This window comes from Gemmatimonadaceae bacterium (assembly GCA_035606695.1).
Lineage (GTDB): Bacteria > Gemmatimonadota > Gemmatimonadetes > Gemmatimonadales > Gemmatimonadaceae > JAQBQB01.
This window is the reverse complement of record DATNEW010000026.1, coordinates 285,242-306,435: the sequence shown is the minus strand read 5'-3', so window position 1 is coordinate 306,435 and position 21,194 is coordinate 285,242. Positions and strand designations below refer to the sequence as shown.

At 65.6% G+C, this 21,194-nt stretch carries 16 protein-coding genes; 7 read left to right on the top strand and 9 right to left on the bottom strand.

The features are described 5' to 3' along the window. The first annotated feature begins 2 nt into the window (after positions 1-2). Positions 3-560 carry a DinB family protein gene (locus VN706_12375; GenBank protein ID HXT16423.1) on the top strand — a complete coding sequence of 186 codons (558 nt, stop codon included), beginning with the start codon at positions 3-5 and terminating at the stop codon, positions 558-560. A 78-nt stretch (positions 561-638) separates the two neighbouring features. On the opposite strand, the gene VN706_12370 is transcribed toward VN706_12375, so the two are convergent. From VN706_12370 to VN706_12360, 3 genes are all read right to left on the bottom strand, one after another. Continuing rightward, positions 639-1,532, bottom strand: a complete 894-nt coding sequence (locus VN706_12370) for a sulfurtransferase (protein ID HXT16422.1) — start codon at positions 1,530-1,532, stop codon at positions 639-641. 312 nt (positions 1,533-1,844) lie between these two features. Continuing rightward, positions 1,845-3,266, bottom strand: a complete 1,422-nt coding sequence (locus VN706_12365) for a lysozyme inhibitor LprI family protein (GenBank protein ID HXT16421.1) — start codon at positions 3,264-3,266, stop codon at positions 1,845-1,847. 139 nt (positions 3,267-3,405) lie between these two features. Further along, the gene (locus tag VN706_12360; protein ID HXT16420.1) at positions 3,406-4,353 is read right to left on the bottom strand and encodes a branched-chain amino acid transaminase; all 948 of its coding nucleotides are present in this window, start codon (positions 4,351-4,353) and stop codon (positions 3,406-3,408) included. A gap of 170 nt (positions 4,354-4,523) precedes the next feature. On the opposite strand from VN706_12360, the gene VN706_12355 reads away from it, so the two are divergent. Continuing rightward, complete coding sequence (locus VN706_12355; protein ID HXT16419.1) at positions 4,524-4,847, top strand: helix-turn-helix transcriptional regulator; 324 nt, start codon at positions 4,524-4,526, stop codon at positions 4,845-4,847. A gap of 1 nt (position 4,848) precedes the next feature. Further along, positions 4,849-7,593 carry an ABC transporter permease gene (locus VN706_12350; protein HXT16418.1) on the top strand — a complete coding sequence of 915 codons (2,745 nt, stop codon included), beginning with the start codon at positions 4,849-4,851 and terminating at the stop codon, positions 7,591-7,593. Positions 7,594-7,781: 188 nt separating this feature from the next. On the opposite strand, the gene VN706_12345 is transcribed toward VN706_12350, so the two are convergent. After that, entirely contained in the window at positions 7,782-10,676 is a 2,895-nt protein-coding gene (locus VN706_12345; GenBank protein ID HXT16417.1) for a prolyl oligopeptidase family serine peptidase, read from the bottom strand. A 162-nt stretch (positions 10,677-10,838) separates the two neighbouring features. After that, positions 10,839-11,240, bottom strand: a complete 402-nt coding sequence (locus VN706_12340; protein ID HXT16416.1) for a response regulator — start codon at positions 11,238-11,240, stop codon at positions 10,839-10,841. 153 nt (positions 11,241-11,393) lie between these two features. Between VN706_12340 and VN706_12335 the strand changes: the two genes are divergently transcribed. Beyond that, on the top strand, positions 11,394-12,479 hold the full coding sequence (locus tag VN706_12335; GenBank protein ID HXT16415.1) for a hypothetical protein: 1,086 nt from the start codon (positions 11,394-11,396) through the stop codon (positions 12,477-12,479). 151 nt (positions 12,480-12,630) lie between these two features. After that, on the top strand, positions 12,631-13,059 hold the full coding sequence (locus VN706_12330) for a cytochrome c (protein HXT16414.1): 429 nt from the start codon (positions 12,631-12,633) through the stop codon (positions 13,057-13,059). A 7-nt stretch (positions 13,060-13,066) separates the two neighbouring features. Here the strand turns inward: VN706_12330 and VN706_12325 are convergent, their stop codons facing one another. After that, positions 13,067-14,638 (bottom strand): FAD-dependent oxidoreductase, encoded by a 1,572-nt coding sequence (locus tag VN706_12325; protein ID HXT16413.1) that lies wholly within the window; start codon positions 14,636-14,638, stop codon positions 13,067-13,069. Positions 14,639-14,842: 204 nt separating this feature from the next. Here VN706_12325 and VN706_12320 point away from each other — a divergent pair, with 204 nt between their 5' ends. Both VN706_12320 and VN706_12315 read left to right on the top strand, forming a co-directional pair. Continuing rightward, the gene (locus VN706_12320) at positions 14,843-15,343 is read left to right on the top strand and encodes a c-type cytochrome (GenBank protein ID HXT16412.1); all 501 of its coding nucleotides are present in this window, start codon (positions 14,843-14,845) and stop codon (positions 15,341-15,343) included. Further along, positions 15,344-16,474, top strand: coding sequence for a peptidyl-alpha-hydroxyglycine alpha-amidating lyase family protein (locus VN706_12315; protein ID HXT16411.1), 1,131 nt, complete (start codon positions 15,344-15,346; stop codon positions 16,472-16,474). A gap of 314 nt (positions 16,475-16,788) precedes the next feature. Here VN706_12315 and VN706_12310 read toward each other — a convergent pair whose 3' ends face one another. Genes VN706_12310 through VN706_12300 form a run of 3 tightly spaced genes read right to left on the bottom strand, consistent with a single transcriptional unit; the run spans position 16,789 to position 21,054 of the window. Further along, positions 16,789-19,131 carry a PQQ-binding-like beta-propeller repeat protein gene (locus tag VN706_12310; protein HXT16410.1) on the bottom strand — a complete coding sequence of 781 codons (2,343 nt, stop codon included), beginning with the start codon at positions 19,129-19,131 and terminating at the stop codon, positions 16,789-16,791. Between the two features lie 58 nt (positions 19,132-19,189). Continuing rightward, positions 19,190-19,693, bottom strand: coding sequence for a c-type cytochrome (locus VN706_12305; GenBank protein HXT16409.1), 504 nt, complete (start codon positions 19,691-19,693; stop codon positions 19,190-19,192). Next, complete coding sequence (locus tag VN706_12300; protein HXT16408.1) at positions 19,690-21,054, bottom strand: HupE/UreJ family protein; 1,365 nt, start codon at positions 21,052-21,054, stop codon at positions 19,690-19,692. Before VN706_12300 ends, VN706_12305 begins: the two co-directional genes overlap by 4 nt. Positions 21,055-21,194 lie beyond the last annotated feature (140 nt).

Below are 21,194 nucleotides of genomic sequence, written 5' to 3'. Positions count from 1 at the left end.
CCATGAAGCGCCTTGGATTTGCGACCCTCACGTTGTTGCTGCCGGCTGCGTTGAGCGCGCAGCAGGCCGACCCGATCACGACCTCGCTCAAGCAGGCGGGCGGGCAATACGCCGGCTGGCTCACCGCCGCGTTCGACTCGGTTCCCGAGAGCAAGTACTCATTCAAGCCCACTGAAAAGCAATTGACCATCGGCATGGTCGCGACGCATCTCGAGAACGCGAACTATATCATCTGCTCGGGCTTCAGCGGCATGCCGTGGAAGCCCGGCGCGAAGGACTCGCTGCCCGAGGCAACGCGCGCGACGTGGCCGAAGGACACGCTGATGACCCGGCTGCGGGCGTCATTCGACTTCTGTAATCAGGCGTTCGCCTCGATGAACGACGCCAAGCTCGCCGAATCGATGGAGGTCGGACCGCCGAACAACCGGCGCACGATTCCGAAGGCACGGTACGCCCTCATCTACGTGACGGACCTCGTCGATCACTACAGCCAGATGGCGAATTACATGCGGCTCAATGGCATGACGCCGCCGTCGTCGCTTCCGCGAAAAGCGCCGTAGAGAGACAGCGCGCGCCGGAGTCGGGTGAGATCCACGCCACCCGGCTCCCGGCGTTCGTCGCTCTCACCGTCTGTCGCCTCAATCACACGCCACCGCCGCCGCGGACGCGGCGATCTCCCGCTCGATCGGAAGCCGCACGGAGTTGCCCCATTCGGTCCAGCTGCCGTCGTAATTGCGGACCTTGTCGTAGCCCAGGAGATAGGTGAGCACGAACCAGGTGTGGCTCGACCGTTCGCCGATGCGGCAGTACGCCACGACGTCGTCGCCGGACGCGAGTCCCTGCTCGGCCTCGTACAGCTGTCGAAGCTCGGCGGCATTCTTGAACGTGCCGTCGGAGTTCGCCGCCTTGGCCCACGGGACATTGCGTGCCCCGGGAATGTGTCCGCCGCGCAACACACCCTCCTGCGGATACTCGGCCATGTGTGTCTTCTTTCCGCTGAATTCATCCGGCGAACGCACGTCGATCAGCCTGCCGCCGGCGAGCGCGTGCTGGAGCACCTCGTCGCGAAACGCGCGAATGCGCGCGTCGTTGCGCTCGCGGGCGACGTAGCTGGTCGGAGCGAACGACGGCACGTCGGCGACGAGCTCGCGGGCTTCCTGTTCCCATTTGAGCCGTCCGCCATCGAGGATTTTCGCGTTCTGGAATCCAAATAATTGAAACACCCAGAAAGCGTACGTCGCCCACCAGTTGTTCTTGTCGCCGTAGAACACGACCGTCGTCGAGGCGTCGACGCCCAAGCGCCGCACGAGCGCTTGAAATGCCGGCCGATCGATGTAGTCGCGCGTCACCGCGTCGTTGAGATCGATGTGCCAATCCACTTTTTGCGCGTTGCGAATGTGGCCCGTGTCGTAGAGCAGCACGTCTTCGTCGCTTTCGATGATGCGAATGTCGTGGTCGTCGAGGTGCCTCGCGAGCCACTCGGTGCTCACGAGCGCGTCGGCGTGCGCGTAGCCTTTCGATTCGATGGACATGATTCGGCGGGTAAGAGGGTCGGTGGGTGCAGCGGGTGCGGAAAAACAAAACGGCCGCTCGAGGGAGCGGCCGGATGAAGAATCCCGAAGAGATGGAAGCGTTTGCCGCTTAGGGCGCGAGCTTCGACTCCGGCCGCATTGAACGACGCAGGCGCGCACAACAACACGCGCAGCGCTCGAACCGACAGGCGCAACCACACACGCAGCAGCATGCGCGACAACGCGCCGCGCCGCACAGCGTGCGGAGGGTGCCGAGGCGGCGGATCGAGGTCGCGGAGGAATGCATGGTCATCGAAAGTGTAATACCGCTGCCTAGGGCCGCAAGGACATGTTGTCGAGGCGCGCCTGTAAATCCTTGGTTCGCTGCGACGAGCGGTCCGCGTAGCAGGCCGCGCGATCGCGCGCGTAGAGCGGGCCGTCGCCGGCGGTGTGGCACGCGTCGTCGCGGTCCTCGAGCCAGCGTCGCTGTTCGCTGCGAAGGTCGGCCACCGTCGCCGGATCCGGATCATCATCCGCGACGTTCGCTTGACGGCGGAGCGCGGCGATAAGCTTCTGATACACGCTGTTGAGCGGTGCGTCGTTCTCCGCGATGGAGTTCATCAAACAGCGATGTTGGTCGCTCGACGTGGGCGACGAGCATGCATCGCCGTTCGTTGGCTGCGCCGCGGTGTCGACGGGCGCCGCCGGACGCGGCGGCGGTGCCGGTCGTGCGGCCACCGGAGGCGGAGCGACTTGCGCCGGCACCGGCTGCATCATCGGCTGCGGGGCTTGTTGCGTCGGCGTCGCCGGCTCGATGATCACCGGATTGACCGGCGGCTGCGTCACCGCCGTGTCGGTACGATTCGAGTGCAGCGCGCTCTCTCCGGCCGCCTCACCGTTGCCTGAATCGAGCACGCCGTTCGACGTCTTCGTCACCGTGCTCTGATCGCCGTCGCGACGGTGAATGAGTGCCGCGGCGAGCACGATCACCGCCGCGAGCACCACGATCGCCGACATCAGCCGGCCGTTGAAGCCCATCCCGCTCCGCTCCTGTACGATGACGGTCTGTTCGTCATTCGCGGCCACCGGTGCGACCGGCGGATACGTCGCGTTGCGCGGCTCGACAACGGTTGCAACCGGAACTTCCTCGTCGGCGATCACGCCGCCGGCGAGCAAGCCGAGATATTCGGTGATGTCGACCGGCGCGCCGCCGGTCATGCGCGCGGCGAGATTGCGCAGTGTCGCGGCGTCGTCGGATGGATTCGGCCACGGCTCGAGCGCGAGCAGGACGCGTCCACTTCCCTGCTGAAACACGATCGACTGCGGCGAGACACGCCGATGCTTCACACCGTTCACACGGGCCCAACCAAGCGCGGCGGCGACTTGCCGGAGCGTGGAGGACACGCGCGGCTCGGGCATGCTGCCGATGGCACTGAGCAGCTGATCGAGCGTCGAACCGCGCACGCGCGCACGTACGATTGCGAACGTGTGCTCGTCGAGCCACCGGCCTTCGATGACGGGAACGATGGCCGGGTTGCGCCGCTCGGCGAGAATCTTCGCGTCGGCGGCGAAGGCCTCGAGATAACTGCGATCGCCCGCCGCGCGCACCACGCTGATGGTGACATCGCGGTTGAGTCCGATGTGGCGCGCCAGATACGTCGGCGTCTCACCGTCGCGGTGGAGCTCGGTGAGGATCTGATAGTCGCCGTCCAGCTTGCTGAAGTCGACGGGCGAGTCGGAAAAATCGGTCGGCATATGCCCGGCAAGCTCTGCGTGAAGCGTGCCTGCGATGGGCGTTGGGCGGTGGGCGGTGGGCGTGAAAATCAAAAGGCGACGGGAGTGTCTTCGTCGCCTCTTGCCGTTTCGCCCAACGCCCACCACCCAACGCCCAGCGCTACCGCACCGCACTCCGCTCCGCCCGCACGAACGTCAGCCATCCGTACGGATCTTCGACGTTGCCGTGCACGATGTCGAGGAAGCGCTGCTGGATCTGCGTCGTGATCGGTCCGCGCTTGCCGGTGCCAACTTGCAGGCGATCGACGCTCCGCACCGGCGTGACTTCGGACGCCGTGCCGACCAGGAAGACTTCGTCGCACGTGTAGAGCATTTCGCGCGGCATGTCCTGCTCGACCACGGTCAACCCGAGATCGCGCACGAGCCTGATGATGCTCCGGCGCGTAATGCCGTGCAGCAGCGTCCCGTTGACGGGCGGCGTATACACGACTCCGCGCGAAACGACGAACAGATTCTGGCCGGAGCCTTCGCTCAACATCCCGTCCGTCGTGAGCGCGATGCCTTCGGCGAACCCGTTGCGCAACGCTTCCATCTTGACGAGCTGGCCGCTCAGATAATTGCCGGCGACCTTCGCCATCGACGGAATGGTATTCGGCGCCACACGCGCCCAGCTCGAGACGCACGCGTCGACCCCGTTCTCCAGCGCGCCTTCACCCAGGTACGCGCCCCACGGCCAGCACGGCAGATACGTCTCGACGGGACTGTCGAACGGCACCATCCCGCTCGCGCCGTAGCCGCGCAGGATCATTGGCCGCAGGTAACACGACTCGACATTGTTGCGCTCGACCAGCTCGCACGAGGCGGCCACGAGCTCGTCGATCGAATACTTCACTTCCATACGATAGATCTTCGCCGAGTCGAGCAGACGCTGCAAATGATCTTCGAGACGGAAGATCGCCGGGCCGTGCGGGGTCTTATAGCATCGAATGCCCTCGAAGATCGAGGAGCCGAATTGCATCGAATGCGCGAGCACGTGGACCGTGGCATCCTGCCAGCGGACGAATTCGCCGTCGCGCCAGATCCAGTCGGTCTCGTTGAGTTTGGCCATGAAGGTCCTCTAAGGTCCTCGAGGGAGCAGATAGGTCGCCGGGTACCGCGGGTCCTGCGCGACTCCGGAAATATCGCCGGGCGGCGGCAGGGTGGCAAAAAACGGGCGCCACCTTGCGGCAACCCTTTTCTTCATCTTAGTGTCTACCCCTAGAGACTAAGAGGAAGACCATGGCCCTGCTCAAAGGCACACTCGACGTCCTCGTGCTCAAGACGCTGTCCTGGGCGCCGATGCACGCGTTCGAGATCACCAGCTGGATCGAGGAACGCTCGCATGGCCGCGTCGAAGTCGACGACGCCGCCCTGCTCCAGGCGCTCCGCCGTATGGAAGCGCGCAAGCTCCTGGCCGCCGAGTGGGGCGTGACGAAGAATGGGCGGCGGGCGCGCTACTATCGCATGACGCCCGCCGGACGCGCGCACCTTCGCGCCGAATCCGAGCGCCTCGTCGATCACTTCGATGCGCTCGTGACGATCCTCGCCGCGAGGAACACGTAAAGTGCGCTTCAACCGCTTCCACATCCGGCCCGGCGTGCGGCGGCTCTTCCGCATCGCGCCGCGCAACACGGCCACGACGCATGCCGACGTCGACGAAGAGCTGGCGTCGCTCATCGCCAACCGCGTCGACGCCCTCGTCGCGCGCGGTGTATCGCCGGACGTCGCGCAGGCAGAAGCGCTGCGGCGTTTGGGCGTCTCGCTCGATGAGGCGCGCCGACAACTCCACCACTCCGCCGAACATCAGGAGCGACGTATGCAGCTCAGCGATTTCATCGAGAGCTTGTGGCAAGACGTTCGATACGCCGCCCGCGGCCTGGTGCGCCGCCCGGCGTTCACCTTGGTCGCCGTGCTCACGCTCGCCATCGGCATTGGCGCGACGACGGCGATTTTCAGCGCCGTGAACGTCATGATGCTCCGCGCGCTGCCCTACGCCCGGCCGGACGAGTTGATGTCGGCGTCACTCACGGTGCCGGCGCGCGGCGGACTGCCCGCCGTTTCGCAGATGCCGTGGTCGTATCCCAAGTTCGTCTACTTTCGAGATCATCAACAAACGTTCAGCGAGCTCGCGGCGTTCTCGGGACAGTCGGCCGTGATCACCTCGGGCGACGCCGAACGCCTCTCCGGCGAAAGCGTCAGCGCGAGCTATCTCCGCACACTGGGCTTGCGTCCGATCGTCGGGCGCGACTTCGATCCCTCGATCGATGCGGCGCCCGGCGCGCCGAAGCAGGTCATCATCGGCACGGCGCTTTGGGAGCGCCGGTTCAACGCTGACCCACACGCCGTCGGCCAGACGATCGACTTCGATCACCTGCCCTTCACCATCATCGGTGTCGCGCCGCGCGGCTTCAAAGGCCTGACGGGCAACGCCGAATTCTTCGCCCCGATCACGACCGGGTCGGCACGGGACCTGAATCAGCCGATGTCGCATTACTTGCGCGTGGTTGGGCGGCGCAAGCCGGGGCTGACCGCCGCGCAGGCGAACGCGTCGGCGAAGATGCTCGGCGCGCAGGTGTCCAACCAGTATCCCGATCCCTACGGCGGCGGCAGCCCATGGGGCGCACGGGCCGATCCGCTCAATGAAGGCCGAGTGTCGCCACTCGTGCGGCAGTCGCTCTTCGTGCTGCTCGGCGCCGTTGGGTTCGTGCTGCTCATCGCCTGCGTGAACGTGGCGAATTTGCAGCTGGGCCGCGCGCGCGGCCGCAGTCGTGAGATCGCGGTGCGCATGGCGGTGGGCGCGGGACGCCGCCGCGTCGTACGGCTGCTGCTCGTTGAGAGTTTACTCATTGCGCTGACTGGCGGTGCGTTCGCGCTGCTGGTCGCATGGATCGGAACGCGCGCCCTGAGCACGGTACGATCGGAGGTCATCGATTTCGCCGCGCGGTCGATGATCGGGTCGGTGAATCTCGCGCAGGTGCACCTCGACTGGGCTGCCTTGGCATTCACCCTCGCCCTGACGCTGGTGGTCGGTGTGATCTTCGGATTGGCGCCGGCGTTGCGCGCGACGCGCTCGACGCTGTCGAACGCCATGAAGGACGGCGATCTCGCCGGCGAGCACGGTGTCACGAGCGCGTTCACCGGCCGGCGAGTTCTCGTCGTCGTCGAAGTCGCGCTCGCGCTGGTGCTGCTCGTGGGATCGGGCCTCATGCTTCGCAGTCTCGTCAAGCTGTTGGCGATCGACGAAGGGTTCGACCCGCGCAACGTGCTCTCGCTGCGCCTGACCGTTCCGGCCGGCACCATCGCGCATGATTCCTTGCCGGGCTTCTACACGCAGCTTCTTTCGCGTCTCGCCGCGGTGCCGGGCGTGTCGCACGCGGCCATCGGCAGCTGTCCGCCGCTCAGCGGCGGCTGCAACATCACGGTCGCATGGAACGGCAATCGTGAGCCCGATCCGGCGCACGATCCGCTGGTCGGCGTGAACTGGGCATCGCCTGACTATCTCAAGACGCTCGGAATTCCACTCAAGTATGGTCGCAACTTCACGAGCGCCGACCGCGTCGGCACGCAGCGAGTCCTCCTCGTGAGCGAAGCGGCGGCCCGCCGCGTCTGGCCAAACGAGAACCCCATTGGGAAGCGCATTCGCCTGGGCCAGGGTGATTTCAGCGACATCCTCGGCGCCGAGGTGGTGGGCGTCGTCGGCGACACGCGTCAGTGGGTCGATTCACTGCCGGCAGCCGACTTCTACGTGTCGTACGCGCAGTCGCCACGCACCGGGCTCTTCGTGTTCGTGCGATCGACGCGCGACGTTGCGTCGCTGGGCATCGATGTGCGTCGCGCGATCAAGGATTTCGCGCCCGGATTCCCGGTGTACGACATGCAGACGATGACGGCGCGCTCGGCCGGCGCGACCGCCCGGCCGCGATTCAGTGCGACGCTGCTGGCGCTCTTCGCGCTCACCGCGTTGGCGCTGGCCGTCGTCGGCATCTACGGCGTGATGTCGCTGATGGTCAGCGCCCGCACGCGCGAGATCGGCATTCGCATCGCACTCGGCGCCGATTCCCGGCGCGTGCAACGGTTGGTCGTGAGCGAGGGTATGGCATTGGTTGCCATCGGCGGCGCGATCGGGCTTGCGGGCGCGCTGTTGTGCACGCGGCTGCTGCGGTCACTGTTGTTCGACATGGCGCCGACGGATCCACCGACATACGTGGCGATCGTGGTGTTGTTGTCGGTGACCGCGGCGGCGGCGAGCTGGCTTCCCGCGCGCCGTGCGTCGCGGGTCGATCCGTTGGAGGCGCTGCGGGCGGATTAGCGCTCGCCGTGTCATCCCGAGCGAGCGTCAGCGAGTCGAGGGACCCCCGTCCCGACGGAGGGGTCCTCCTCGGCGACCAAGGGGTCATTCCCCTTCGCTCCGCTCAGGGTCAGCATGACAACCTGGCATCGAAGAGAGGAGTCCCTCGACTTCGGCGCTTCGCGCCTTCGCTCGGGATGACGAGCGCGCTAGCGCCGGCCACCCGTTTTCTTCTCCACCGAAATCGGCAACGCCGGCCGCTTGTCTTTGTCAATGTACCGCTCGCCGTCGATCATCCACTTCGGCGCCGGCGCGCCCTTCAGGTAATGATCGAAGAACTCTGAAATACGCGTTTCATAATCGACCTGATTCTCGAGCTTGCGGAGCCCGTGATCCTCTCCTGGGTAGGACAGGAAGATGACGGGCTTCTTGTTGAAGCGCAGGGCGTTGTACCACTCGACGTCCTGCAGCCACTCGACCGTCTGGTCGTTGTCGCCTTGCATCTGGAGCAGCGGCGTGTTCATCGTCTTCACGCCCGAGATCGGCGACTGATCGTAATACAATTTGGGATCGGTGTACGGGTCGGTGCCGTAGCGGCCCTGGCCTGTCATGTCATAGCCCTGGTTGTTCTGGCCGCTGCCGCGGAAGAGCGTGTTGAACTCGGTCGTGAGGTCGATCGGCGCGGCGCCGGAGACGACGGCCGCGAACATCGTCGAATGACCGGCGATGTATGCCGAGCCTCCGCCGGAGTAGCTGTGGCCTTGCAGGCCGACGTGCTTGGGATCGGCGTAACCCATCTCGACGACCTTCTTCACCGCGTTCTCGACCGACTCGAGCATGTCGGAGTGTGACGTGCGCGTGTGGAAGTAGATGTCCGGCTGCATCACGAGGTAGCCGTTGCTCACGAAGCCGGCGAACTGCGGGCCCGTCGCGTACTTCGGCACCTGGTAGATGTGCAGGTTCTGCGAGTTCTTCTCGTAGAAGTTGACGAGCATCGGCAGGCGCGTGCCGGGTTCATACCCGTCGGGAATCGCGAGCGTTCCCTGGAGCTTGTGGCCGTCCTTGTCGGTGAAGTCGAACAGAACGCGATGTCCCCACCGATACTCGGCCTGCTGCGGATTGGCGTCGCTGATCTTTATAGAATTATTGAATGAGTGATTTGATACGCGCAGGTCCGGAAACTCGGTCCAGTCTTCTCGCGTGAACAGGAACCGGTCGGCGTTCGCGGCTTTCTCCGGGCGGCCGAAGTTCTTGTCGTCATAGACGAGTTGCTCGAGCCGGCCATTGGCCAGCTCGAAAAATCCGGACTTCTTCGTGTATTCGCCGTACGCCGACAGGAAGAGCGGCTTCGAGAGATCGATCTTGTTGTCGTTCGAGCCGAAGCCGCCGCGGCCTCCGCCGCCGCGCCCGGTCGGAGCGGGTGCCTCGGGATCGAGATTCACCCAGCGCAGGCGCATGTCGCCCCTGGTGCCGGCGCCCTTCGTCAGGTTCACCGCGGGCGCGCTGCCGTCGAGCGACACCTGCCACAGGTCGAAGCGGTGTTCGAGAATCACCGACTTGCCGTCCGTGCTGTAGCCCGCGACGCCGTAGGGCGGCTTCTCGACGACGTGATCCTCTTCCGCGTTCACGAACGAGACCGGCACTTTGTCGGTGATGTCGCGATGCGTGTTCGTCGCGAGCTCGTACGACCACACCTGCTTGTTCTTCCAGTAGAGGAAGTATTTGGAGTCCGGCGTGAGTCCGAGCGTGCGGATCTGCGCCGTGAGCATCGGTGTCCGCTCGCCGGTCGCGACGTTCACGCGATAGTAGTCGGCGCGCGCCTGTTGATAGTCGGAGACGTATTTGCGATCATCGCCGACGACGGCCCACTTCCCGTCCTTCGTCACCTGGACGATGCGCGTGGTCGAGTCAGCAACACGCAGAATCTTTTCCGACGCGAGATCGAGCGCCGCGCGATCGGTGCGATTCCGATCCGCCGTCGCCTGCGAGCGCTGCACGCTCTGAATGCGATCGTCGTTCGCGTGGTAGATGTCGACGTCCGACGGCGCGACGAGCGTATCGCCCGTCACCGGCTTCGGCTTGCGATCCTGCGACTTGAGGCCGAAGAACAGCCGATCGTCGTGTTCGCTCCACGTGAGCGTGCCCTTCTCGCTGGCGACGAAATTGGCCGGCATGCCGTGCGTTCCGGCCGCGATGGCGACGCGGTGCACCGTCTTGCCCGCCAGCCCCGTTACGGCGATGATCGCGTTCTCGCGCTGCGCGAGCGTATCCGTATCCGTGCCATGGATCGCGGCGAGCGCGCTGCCGTCGTCCGACCACGCAAGCCGCGCGTAATGTTCGCGCGCGTTCTCGAGCACCCGGTCCTGACCGTCGGCGAGACTGGAGACATAGAGGCCGTTGCCGGTTTCGTTCGCCGCATCGACCGTGAACGCCAACAGCGCACCGCTCTTGTTGAACGCGAACTCATTCACCGAACCGATCAATCGGTCGGTGCCCGCCTCGAGATCGCGCACGATGAGATCCGCGCCCTCGTACTGTGGCGCCGGAACAGCACGCGCGCGATGCACCGCGAACACGGTCGACCCTTTATTGAACTCGAATGTCGCAACGTCGTCCCAGGTCGTCTTGTCGCCCGTCGCGAGATTCACGAGCTCCGCTTTGCGCGCCGGCGCGGCAGGCGTCGTCGCGCCCGGCCCACCGGCGACACCGCCGCGGCCGCCTCGTCCGCCGCGGCCCGCGGGCGCGGCCGGCGGTGAGACATAGTACGCCACCCACCGCGCGTCGTCCGAGAACATCGGACGCGTTCCGCCCTCGACGACGATCTCGCGATTGCCATCCACCTGCTTGACGTGCAGTTGATCGTCGCGCCGCACCTGCGCGTACGACCACGCCACCCAGTTGCCGTCGGATGAGATCACCGGCGTCGCGATCGTACGCCAGCGCGCGTAGTCGGCGACGGGCAGCGCCTTCTTCGTATCGGGATCGCGCTTCGGTGTGACGGCCGACCCTTGCTGGCGCGCGCCCGTGTTCTGTTGCGCGTGAACGGGAACGGTTCCGATCTCGATCGCGAGTGCGGCAGCGGACAGCGCGAAAACGACGCGCATGGTGGAACTCCTGGGAAGGCTTGGGAAGAGGCGACGTCGCGGACAATATGCGGGACGTTACACGCGTTGTCAGCTAGTCTGTGCTGCTCTTCGCGGCTCTTCGCCGGCCTTCGCCGGTCTTCGCCGGCCTTCGCAGCTGTTCGCGCGCTCGGCGACTCGCTCCTATTCGTTTTCAGGACGCGTCGCGCGCCGTCCCGACAGATAATCCACCGCCGCCAGGAAGCGGGGCACGGGAATCGGCTTCTGCATCACGAGCCATTTGCCCGGCGCCGCCGACAGATTCCAGAACTCGTCGGTCCATCCGCTCACATACAGCGTCGGACGCAGCCCGACCATGTCGGTGATCTCGTGCGCCAAATCGGCGCCGTCCGCATCAGGCAGCGCGATGTCGAGCACGAGCACGTCGATCGCGCCGGCGAGCCGTTCGATTTCCTGCAGCGCGGCACGACGACTCCCCGCCAGCGCGACGTCGTAGCCGTGCGCGCGGAGAATCTCGTCGTACGACTGGCAAATGAGCGGATCGTCGTCGACGACCAGCACTCGCTGCGATGCGGAGGAAGACAAACCGGATCGGATTGAGGACTACGACGCGCGGCTTCGCGCAGTCCTTCGTGGGGGAGTATCGACGTCCGCGCGACAACACATTACACGATGGTCAACAACTTTGCCTACTCGCGCGTAATTTTCTGTATACATCACCGCACCATTGGAGCGAAAGTGTCCGTCGAATTTTTGTCGCGGCGTCGCGGAGGGTTCGCGTCGCGTGTACTGCCGTCGCTCGCCGTCGCCGGCGTCCTGGGAACGCTCATCGCCGCACGGCCCGTGCACCGGCTCGCCGATCGGCTCGCGCCGGGCGTGACCTTCCGCATCACGTCGACGACTCGCGTGTATCCGGGCGACACGCCGCGCGGTCAGGATGCCGAGATCATGCGTGGGCGCGGTGTCGCGGTGGGCGGCCATGCGCGGATCGAATTCCTGGCATTTACTCCCGCTCCGCAGGGCGTGACGACCGACGACTTCCTGATCGCCACTGACTCCGGTCACGTCTTCGTTCTGCACTCGAACAACCAGCGCTACACGCCGTCTGACGATGTGTTCGGTGGACCCGCGGTGGTGACGTTGAATCGCGTGCTCGGCGGTGGCGGACGCGGATTCCCCGGCGCGGGCGGTGATCCGAACGCAGCTGGCGGTGGCGGCGGCGCGGGCCGAGGTGCCGGTGGCGGGGGCCGTCCTAATCGGGGCGGTGGTAATGGAGGTTTTCCGGGCGGCGGCGCGCGCGGTGGGCGTGGCGGTCGCGGCGGCCGTGGTGGGCTCGGCGGGTTCCTCAACCAGATTCAGCTGCTCGACGTCACGTTCAAGATCGACAAGCTCGGCGCAGCCGAAGCGATCGATGGGCGCCCGACGCAGCATTATCGGATCACGACGGACTATCGCATTCTCTGGGGAGACCAGAGCATCCCGGCGCACGCCGTGACCGAGCTGTGGACGACGCCGCTGCCGACGGACATTCCAAATCCGTTCGAGCCGCTCATCGTCGCCGATCAGTCGACGGACGGCCCGCTCATCGAGTATGCGCTCAAGCTGCGCTATGCGCGCGCGCAGGTCGAAGGCACGCCGATCAAGGTCGTCACGACGACGACGCTCTCGGGCATTCACGACATCATCGGCTTCCAGTCGTTCGTCGGGAACGATCCGACCGTCGACAAGCTCACGGTGGTGCAGCAGACGGAGATTCGGAGCGTCACGCCGGCGGATGTCGATCCCAATCTCGTCACGGTGCCGGCGAACTCCGGGGCGCAGTAAGCGCGCCAGACATCGTCATGCCGAGCGTCAGCGAGGGATCTAACATCACGATAGAGTGACATCCCTCTACCCTGACGCTAGATCCCTCGCGTCGCTCGGGATGACAAAGACACACTTCACTCTTTAATCATTCACACGTCGTCATATGAGAGTGCTCATTCTCATCGTCGCGATGGCGTCCGCCACCGCCTTCATGCGGGACGCGGCCGCCAAGCGGACGGCGGTCGAGCGTACGACGTTGGACAGCGTGTACTCCGCGGCGCAGGCGTCGCATGGAGACACCATCTACAAGGCGACGTGCGTGAAGTGCCATGGCGCGGCACTCGAGGGCACGGCCACCGATGGTGGGCCACTCACGGGAAAGCCTTTCCTCGACAACTGGAACGGGCTCGCCATGGATCAGCTGTTCGACAAGGTCTTCACCACGATGCCGTCGGACAAGCCACAGTCGCTGCCGCGCAAGGAGGTCGCCGACGTGCTGGCGTACGTCCTCTCGAGGAATCAGTTCCCGGCGGGAAGTGCCGCGCTCCCCGACAGCATGGAGCTGCTGCGCGACATCAAGATCGCGACGAGCCGATAACGAACGGCTAGGGCTTCCTGGTGCTGTCCGCGGGCGCCGGCTTCGGCGGCTCGTATTCCTTTTCAGGAATCTTGAATATCGGGTCGATCGCCGGCAGCACCGTTCCCATCACCCGATGCGCCACGTAATCGCCGATCTTGGGCGAGAACTTGGCACCCTCGGCGTTGCCACCCGCCGCAATCCACACGTTCGACCATTGCGGATGCTTATCGATGATGAAGTTGCTGCTCGACGTCGTCTCGTAGTGGCAGGCGTGGGTCTGCGCGACCGGCGCGTTGGCCATCAATGGGAAGCGGTGCGCGATGAATCGGCGTGAGCCGTCGAGCCGCGACTGATCCGCCCAACGATCGCTCGTATCGGGATCCTGCTGCTCCGGTGGCACGTTCTGCTGATTGAACTCACCGCCACCGCCGCCCGCGGCGGCCCCTCTGCCGCCTCGGCCACCGCCGCCACTCCCGCGCCCACCGCCAGTCGATGCCTGACCCGACTGCGTGGCGCCCCCTGCGTTCGCGAGATTCGACCCGGTATCCGTCGCCGCTCCATTCGTGTTGCCGCTTGCCACCGCGCCATTGGGCGGCGTCGGCGCACGCTCGGCGCCGCGCACACGAAAGCCGCGATTGTCCACCGGCAGCGCGGCCCAACCCGTCACGCCGGGAAAGTTGTAGCTTGGCAGGTTGGGATAGGTGAAGCGGTAATCGCCGATCGGCGTTCCATAGTACACCACATAGCCCATGGGCGTGCGCGTCTTCTTCGCGAGGATGTCCGGGAAGGTTTTCCCGAGCCACGGACCGACGCAGTACACGAACGTGTCGGCGCGCAGCGTGGCGCCGGTGTCCAGCGACACCTCGTCGAGTTTGCCATTAGAGGTCTTTGATGGCGTCACTCGGCCGATCACGATCTTGCCGCCCAGCTTCTCGAAGACGGCGGCGGCGGCCTGCGCGGCACGGCGCGCGCGCAGTACGCCGGCGTCCGGCTCGTAGAGAACCGCGGTGATGTCATCCATCCCGATCACGGGGAACGACTTCCGGACGTCGTCCGGATTCAGAACCTTGTACGGAATCTTGTTCTTGTCCCACCACACCTTGCAGCGCAGCTGAAAGTTGTCCCATTCGCTGCGCATGATCAGATCGCCCGTGACGTGAAACAGATTGAGCCGGAGATACTTTCCCCATTCGTCATCGAACGCGATCCACTTGGTCATCGCTTCGCGCGCCCACAACATCCAGAGCTCGCCGAGTGCACCGGCCTTGTCGCCGTAGGAGGAGCGCACGCCGCGCGTCTCGTCGCCCGACGTCGCGCGCGCGTTGCCGGGGCCATAGATGTCGACCATCGTCACGTTGGCGCCCATCGCGCGCAGGTTCATCGCGGTGAAGCTGCCCCAGAGACCCGCGCCGACGACGACGACGTCCGGTGACGCGCTCGCCGAGCGCACGGATCGTGTCGCTTTCGGGCCGGGGATCGCCGCGTTGGCGACGGTCGCGCCGCCCAATATCAGCGAACCTGCGCCGGCACCGGCAACCTTGATGAAGTCGCGACGCGGCAGCGCCTTCGTATCGTCGTCGTTCGAATGATTCGTCATGAGGGATTCAGCGGTGGAAGTCATGGAGAAGATGTGGCGCGTCGCGCGTGAAATCAAACCGCCGCTGGAGGTAAATCCCGGCACGAGCAGACTCGCCAAACGCCGTCCGCCGCGTATAATTGCTGCCTGGTTGAATGTTTGAGTGCGTGCACGATCGAACGCCGCGGCCGGCCGCGGCCGCGAACCAGCGTATGGAGGCTGTCGATGCGGGTGAACCGCCTGAGTGTGATCCTCACCGCCACGGCGATCGTGGGCTGTACGAGCGCCGTCGCGACGAATTTTCGCCCGCCGCTCGAGGCCAAGCTGTCGCCCGGCGCGAAGACGGGCGCGCCGATTCCGCTGCGCATCGACCCGAACGCGAAAGTCGTCATCGCGACGGTGCCGAATCTCCCGCCGGCGCCCTATAGCGACGCTCAGGCCGCGCGCGGCGAGCGGGTGTACGACGCGACCTGCGCGACATGCCACCAATCGGAAAAGTTCATCGGTCCACAGTTCGCCGCCGACTGGAACGATCGACGCGTTGGAGATTTCTATCAGCTCATTCGCAGCTCGATGCCCGTGGACAATCCCGGTGGCCTCAAGGATCAGGAATACCTCGACATCGTCGCGTATCTGCTCAAGGCGAATCACGCGCCGGCCGGCGCCGATTCGGTCAGCGCGGACACGACCTTCATGCGGCAGCACAAGATCGCGGTGCGGCCCTAGATGAAACGCCTCGTCGCGCTGCTCTCAGTCGTCGCGGCGTCGACCGCGGGCGCGCAGGCCGGTGGCCCGTCGATGGCGCCCGTCAACGACTTGCCCAATCCCTATCAAACGATCTCGGGTTGGGCGAAGCTGCCCGAGGGGCGCACGTGGGGCTCGACGAGCGCGGTGACGATCGACCGCGATGGTTCGAGTGTCTGGGTGGCGGAACGCTGCGGGGCGAATAGTTGCACCGGATCATCGCTCGATCCGGTGCTCTTGTTCGACGCCGGCGGCAACCTCGTGCGCCACTTCGGCGCGGGACTCTTTCAGGCGCCGCACGGTATTACGCTCGATCGCAACGGCAACGTCTGGGTCGTCGACTGCTCGTGCACGGGCGGTGGACGTGGTGGGCGCGGACGCGGCACTGACACGGCGAGGCCGGCCGCGGCGCCGCCTCCACCGCCGGCGGCTCCTTCGGGCCATCAGATCTTCGAGTTCAGCCGCGACGGGAAACTGCTCAAGGCACTCGGCACACCGGGCGGCGGACGCGGCGCGGCGTTTTTCTTTCAGCCGAACGCGGTGCTCGTGGCGCCCAACGGCGACATCTTCGTCTCCGAGGGCCATGCGTCGAACGCGAACGCCACGGCTCGTGTGTATAAGTTTTCGAAAGACGGAACTCTCATCAAGACGTGGGGCCAGTGGGGCGCCGGTCCGGACGACTTCGACCAGCCGCACGCCCTCGCGATGGATTCACGCGGCCGGTTGTTCGTGGGCGACCGCGGCAACAACCGGATCAAGATCTTCGATCAGGACGGCACGCTGCTCGACACGTGGTATCAGTTCAGCCGGCCGAGCGGGATCTGGATCGATCCGAATGACAACATCTATGTCGCGGACTCGGAGTCGGGGTCGGTCAATCCGGCGCACGGCGCGTGGAAGCGCGGGATTCGTATTGGGAGCGCGAAGGACGGCTCGGTGAAGTACTTCATTCCGGATCCCTGGCCGACGTGCGCGCAGGGCCAGCAGTCGTCGGCCGCCGAGCCCTGTTCGCGGAGCACGAGCGCGGCGGAGGGGGTGGCCGTGGACAGGAACGGCGTCATTTATGGCGCCGAGGTCGGGCCGATGCGGTTGCAGAAGTATGTGAAGCCGTAGGGTCGACAACACCAAGACAAGAGCCTTTACCACGGACAACAGCCGGACGTCCGCGGACCGGCACGGAGACGGCGGGAAAGGCAGTCAAAGACAGTGTTATGTGTATTGGAAGAACGCCCTCGGGACGCTTCGAACCAGCGTCCCGAGGGTGTTCTTTCTCATTCAGTCGCCTTGGGTTGTTTTTATATTCTAATTAAAAAATACTACAACAGCCGAAACCCTCTGGTCGATTGTACGCTGCCGACCCGGAAACGCCGTTACACCCGCCGTCTCCGTGCCGATCCGTGGACGTCCGCTGTTGTCCGTGGTCGGCTTTATCGATTCGGCAACGCCAACGCCGTGAGCCCGATATTGCTCCCCTGCCCGTACGCAAACACGATGTACTGCTTCCCATTGTGCATGAACGTCATGGGCACCGCGGTATTCACCGACGGAATGCTCACCGCGCCCACCTGCTTCCCGGTCTGCTTGTCGAACGCGTAGAGCTGCGCGCCGGCCGGCGCCGCCGCGTTCGCGCCACCGCCCCCAGCCCCGCCCCCGCCGCCGCGCCCTCCGCGGCCACCACGACCGCCCGGGCCACCGGAACGACCCGTTCCGTGAATCACGAGCGTCTTCGTCGTGATCACCTCGGCCTGCCCGTTCAGCGCCGGAACCTTCGGCAGCTGCACGCCGGCGAACAGGGGATCATTCGACGTCTGGTCGCGCCAGCGATTGCCGTTCGGCACCCACCACTTCTTGTCGCCCGAGTTGAGGTCGTACGCGGTGATGCCGCCCAGCTCTTTCGGCTTGAGAATCGAGACGCCGGCGATCGTCGTGGCCGCGCGAGGCTCGAAGCCGGTACCCACGTTCTCGCCGGCCATCTGCACGCCGGCCGGGGCCGGCAGCGCGCCGATCAGGCCGCAGCTGTTGTGCGGCTGGCTGTAGGCGTGCTCGGAGCACGGATCGTGTTCGACCTCGATGGTCCCGAGCCCCGACTGTCCACCGACGTAGATCCAGCCCGTCGCCGGATCGACCGCCGCGCCGCCGTCGATGTTCACGCCGCCGCTCGCGCCCGGAGCGTACCACGAGCACTTGTACTGCGAGGGGCCGCTCTTCCCCTTGCCGTCGGCCGGCGACGGCGGAATGAAGTACGGGCCCATCCGGCAGTGTTGCGCGAGCTTTAATGCTGAATCCTTAATTGCAGGAGTATAATCGATGAGATCCGCGGCCGTGAGCCCCTGGTGCGAATACGGCGCCGGCCGCGACGGCACGGGCTGCGTCGGCGACGTCAGCTCGTTCGGGACGTCGCTCTGCAGCACCGGCGTCTCCGGGATCGGCCAGATCGGCTTGCCCGTCACGCGATCGAGCACGTAGATCCAGCCCTGCTTCGACGTCGCGGCGATGATCTTCCGCGGCTGCCCGTTCACCGTCACGTCGAGCAGGTTCGGCGCCATCGGGAAGTCGTAGTCCCACACGTCGTGGTGCACGGCCTGATAGTGCCACTTCCGCGCGCCCGTCTTCACGTCGAGCGCCACAATGCTGTTCGCAAAGAGATTGTCGCCCGGGCGATGGCCGCCGTACTCGTCGCTCAGGCCTTCGCCGACCGGGATGTAGACGAGACCCAGCGCGGGATCGGCCGTGTACGGCGCCCACGCGTCAGCCTTGCCCGTTCCCGGCGTATCCTGCTTCGACCCGTTCTTCCACGTCTCGGCGCCAAATTCGCCGGGCTGCGGAATGAGGTTGAAGTTCCAGAGCTGCTTGCCGGTGTGGATGTCGAAGCCGCGGATGTGGCTCTCGATGTTGTGCAGACGCAGCGGATAGTAGCCGTGCATCGACGAGTTCCCGACGATGATCACGTCGTTGACGACGATCGCCGGCGAGCTGTTCGCGATCTGCCCGTGCGCGGGATCGATGCCCATCGTCCCATCGGCGCCGGTCTTCGTGACCGGGTCCCACTTCTCGCCCGGCTTTGCTCGGCGCAGCGGCGCGGCTTCGCTGATCTGCATGGAACCCGAGTCGTCCACCGCCAGCGGCACGAGCGGGAAACCGAGTCCTTCCTCGAGATCGACGATGCCGTCCTTGCCGAATCTCGGATCGGGCTTGCCGGTCTTCGCGTCGATCGACGCGAGATGATACCCGGGCGTAATGACGATGACACGCTCGCTCGTCCCGTCCGTCCAATACGCGAGGCCTCGGCCCGCGAACTGCCGCGGCGCCTTCTGCCACCGCAGACCTTCATCCATGCCCCAGTCCCACAGCGTCTGGCCGGTCGAAGGATCGATCGCGAACGCCTTGCGCCGTGTCGTCGCGACGGTGAACAGTCGGCCGTTCGCATAGAGCGGTGTCGTGCGATAGTACTCGTCTTCGCCGTATTTGCCGGCATCCCAGCGCCACGCGACCTGGAGCGAATCGAAGTTGCGGGCGTTGATCTGATCGGCGTCGGAGTACCGTGTGCTCCACGCGTCGGCCGCCCAGTATCGCCACTCGCCGGGCTTGTTGCCGCGCTCGAGCGCCGGCGACTGCGTCGCGCTCGAAAGCGTGGCGCGCGCCGCCAGTCCCAAGGCGACCACCGCCGCCACGCCTCCCGCGAGCGCCCACGTCGTTGCTCCAGCGCGAAGGTGCATCATTCGCTTCGCTCGCATCGCCCGCATCGCCCGCGTCACCGCCGATCGCATCATGGCCTTCTCCTCGTTCCCTGACGAAAGGGTATCCCGCCGGTGGGTGGTATTAGAGATCTTACTTTTTCGCACTGACATCAATCCGAAACTTCTTGAGCGAATCCGCCTCGGGCCACAGCTCGTTCGTGCCCGGGGGCATGCGGTTGAGCTGCAGCACGTACGCAAGCACGTCCGCGGTCGCGTCGGGCGACAGGCTGCCCGGGTCGTTGCCGGGCATCTTCGTCAACACGTACGTGTAGAGCTCCGACAGGTGCTTGCCTTTCCAGTGCGTCTCGAAGTTGACGCCGGTAAAGAACGCCGCCGTGTGACACGAGCGACAGGTGCCCATGTACACGTCCTTGCCTCGACTCGCTTGATCCGCCGAGTACACGCTATCGAGCGTCGAGGGGCCCGTCGCGACTACCGCGGTCGCCGTGCTCGATGTCGCCGCGCTTGCCGCTGTTGCCGCCGCGCTTGCAGCAGGTGCCGGAACCGCCGGCTTCGCCGCGGAACCGCCGCAACCCAAACCAAAGGTGCAGGCGCCCAAGACGCCGGTGATCGCAAATCGTGCTGCTCCGTTCACTCGCCTTCGCCTCCCGGCGCCAATTGGGGCGCCGCCGCCGGTGTGGTGCGGCTCACGCGCCGCGCGAATGTGTACACAGCCCAGCCCACCGCGCCGATCGCGATGAGCGCCATCGCTCCTCGAACTACGCTCGCGCCAAACGCGGCGCTGAGCGCGGGCATCTCGACGTGATACGCCAACAGCGTGGATCCCCGGTCGAGCATCCAGTGCCACGCCGTGTGCGCGACGAACGCCGACAGGATGATCGTGCCCATGCGCTCCGTCACCACGTGCGTGAACGCCCAGTTGATCGCGGGGACGGCGAGCGCCAGCACGAACATCTGCCCCAACTCCACGCCGACGTTGAACGACACCAACGATGTCGCGAGATGCGTCCCCGCGAACTGCAGTGACTCGCGCAGCGCGAACGAGAATCCGAAGCCGTGCACGAGCCCAAAGCCGAACGCCACGAGCCACCGGCGCTCGAGCTTCGCGCCGACGATGTTCTCGAGCGCCATGTACACGATCGACGCGGCGATCAGCACCTCGATCAACGGCGGGAACCACAGCGCGTCGGGCGCCATTCCCGCCGCGCTCGCGATCAGCGTGATCGAGTGCGCCACCGTGAACGCGGTGATGATCGTGATCAGCGGTCGAATGCGGCGGAACGGAATCACGAGGCACAGGATGAACAGCAGATGATCGATGCCGCTCAGAATGTGCTCGAAGCCGAGCGATACGAAGCTGCGCGCGGCTTGATACCAGCGCGGGTCGAGCCGTACGAGACCCGGATCGCCGGCGTACTCGAACGCGCGCTCGCTGCCGTTCTCCGGCAGAAACCGCAGCACGGTCGTCGTCCGAACGCCGAGCCGAGCGAGGGTGGGCCGAATGGAAAAGCGTGATTGCGCGGATGCGATCGGATACTCGAGCACGACGTCGAGCATCGCCTGCGTCCAGACCAATTCGACGTCGTTCGGCAGCGCGTCGGAAGACAGCGTATGCGCAAGTGCGGCATCGTACGTCGTAAACGAGCGATCCGACGGGAGCGAGATCCTGGTCGCGACGACGGTCGGCACGGGCAACGGCGCGTCGTTCTCATAGAGCTCGACGTCGTTCGCCAGCCACAGCGCGGCCGCATCGTGCAGCAACGGCTGCGCGCGCGCGATGTCGAGGTAGCCCGGACCCGTCTCCGGAAAGTTGACGTCGCGCATCGAGGCAAGCGGCACGCGAACGACCATCCGCAGCCGCTGCGCTTGGGGCTTGATGAAAGCCAGCACCGTCACACGACTCGGGATATCGTGCGCGTACTGCGTGCCGGGCAGCAGGAGCGTCAACGCGATCGCGAGCGCCAGCGCGAGTGGCGCGAAGGCGACGCGATGCACATCTGGACGGACCAGCCTGACGCGGGGTAGAATCACCGCACGATAATACCGCTCGGTCCCACGGGACGGAACGGGACGCTCGCTCGATTTTGACTGACGAAGCCTGACAAAGCCTGACGAAGACCTCGAAGACCCAACGG

Excerpts from the sequence above, each read along its gene's own strand:
- VN706_12375 (HXT16423.1), top strand. The coding sequence starts at position 3 with ATGAAGCGCCTTGGATTTGCGACCCTCACGTTGTTGCTGCCGGCTGCG.
- VN706_12365 (HXT16421.1), bottom strand. The coding sequence starts at position 3,266 with ATGCCGACCGATTTTTCCGACTCGCCCGTCGACTTCAGCAAGCTGGAC.
- VN706_12325 (HXT16413.1), bottom strand. The coding sequence starts at position 14,638 with ATGACGAATCATTCGAACGACGACGATACGAAGGCGCTGCCGCGTCGC.
- VN706_12345 (HXT16417.1), bottom strand. The coding sequence starts at position 10,676 with ATGCGCGTCGTTTTCGCGCTGTCCGCTGCCGCACTCGCGATCGAGATC.
- VN706_12310 (HXT16410.1), bottom strand. The coding sequence starts at position 19,131 with ATGATGCGATCGGCGGTGACGCGGGCGATGCGGGCGATGCGAGCGAAG.
- VN706_12320 (HXT16412.1), top strand. The coding sequence starts at position 14,843 with ATGCGGGTGAACCGCCTGAGTGTGATCCTCACCGCCACGGCGATCGTG.
- VN706_12370 (HXT16422.1), bottom strand. The coding sequence starts at position 1,532 with ATGTCCATCGAATCGAAAGGCTACGCGCACGCCGACGCGCTCGTGAGC.
- VN706_12360 (HXT16420.1), bottom strand. The coding sequence starts at position 4,353 with ATGGCCAAACTCAACGAGACCGACTGGATCTGGCGCGACGGCGAATTC.
- VN706_12355 (HXT16419.1), top strand. The coding sequence starts at position 4,524 with ATGGCCCTGCTCAAAGGCACACTCGACGTCCTCGTGCTCAAGACGCTG.
- VN706_12315 (HXT16411.1), top strand. The coding sequence starts at position 15,344 with ATGAAACGCCTCGTCGCGCTGCTCTCAGTCGTCGCGGCGTCGACCGCG.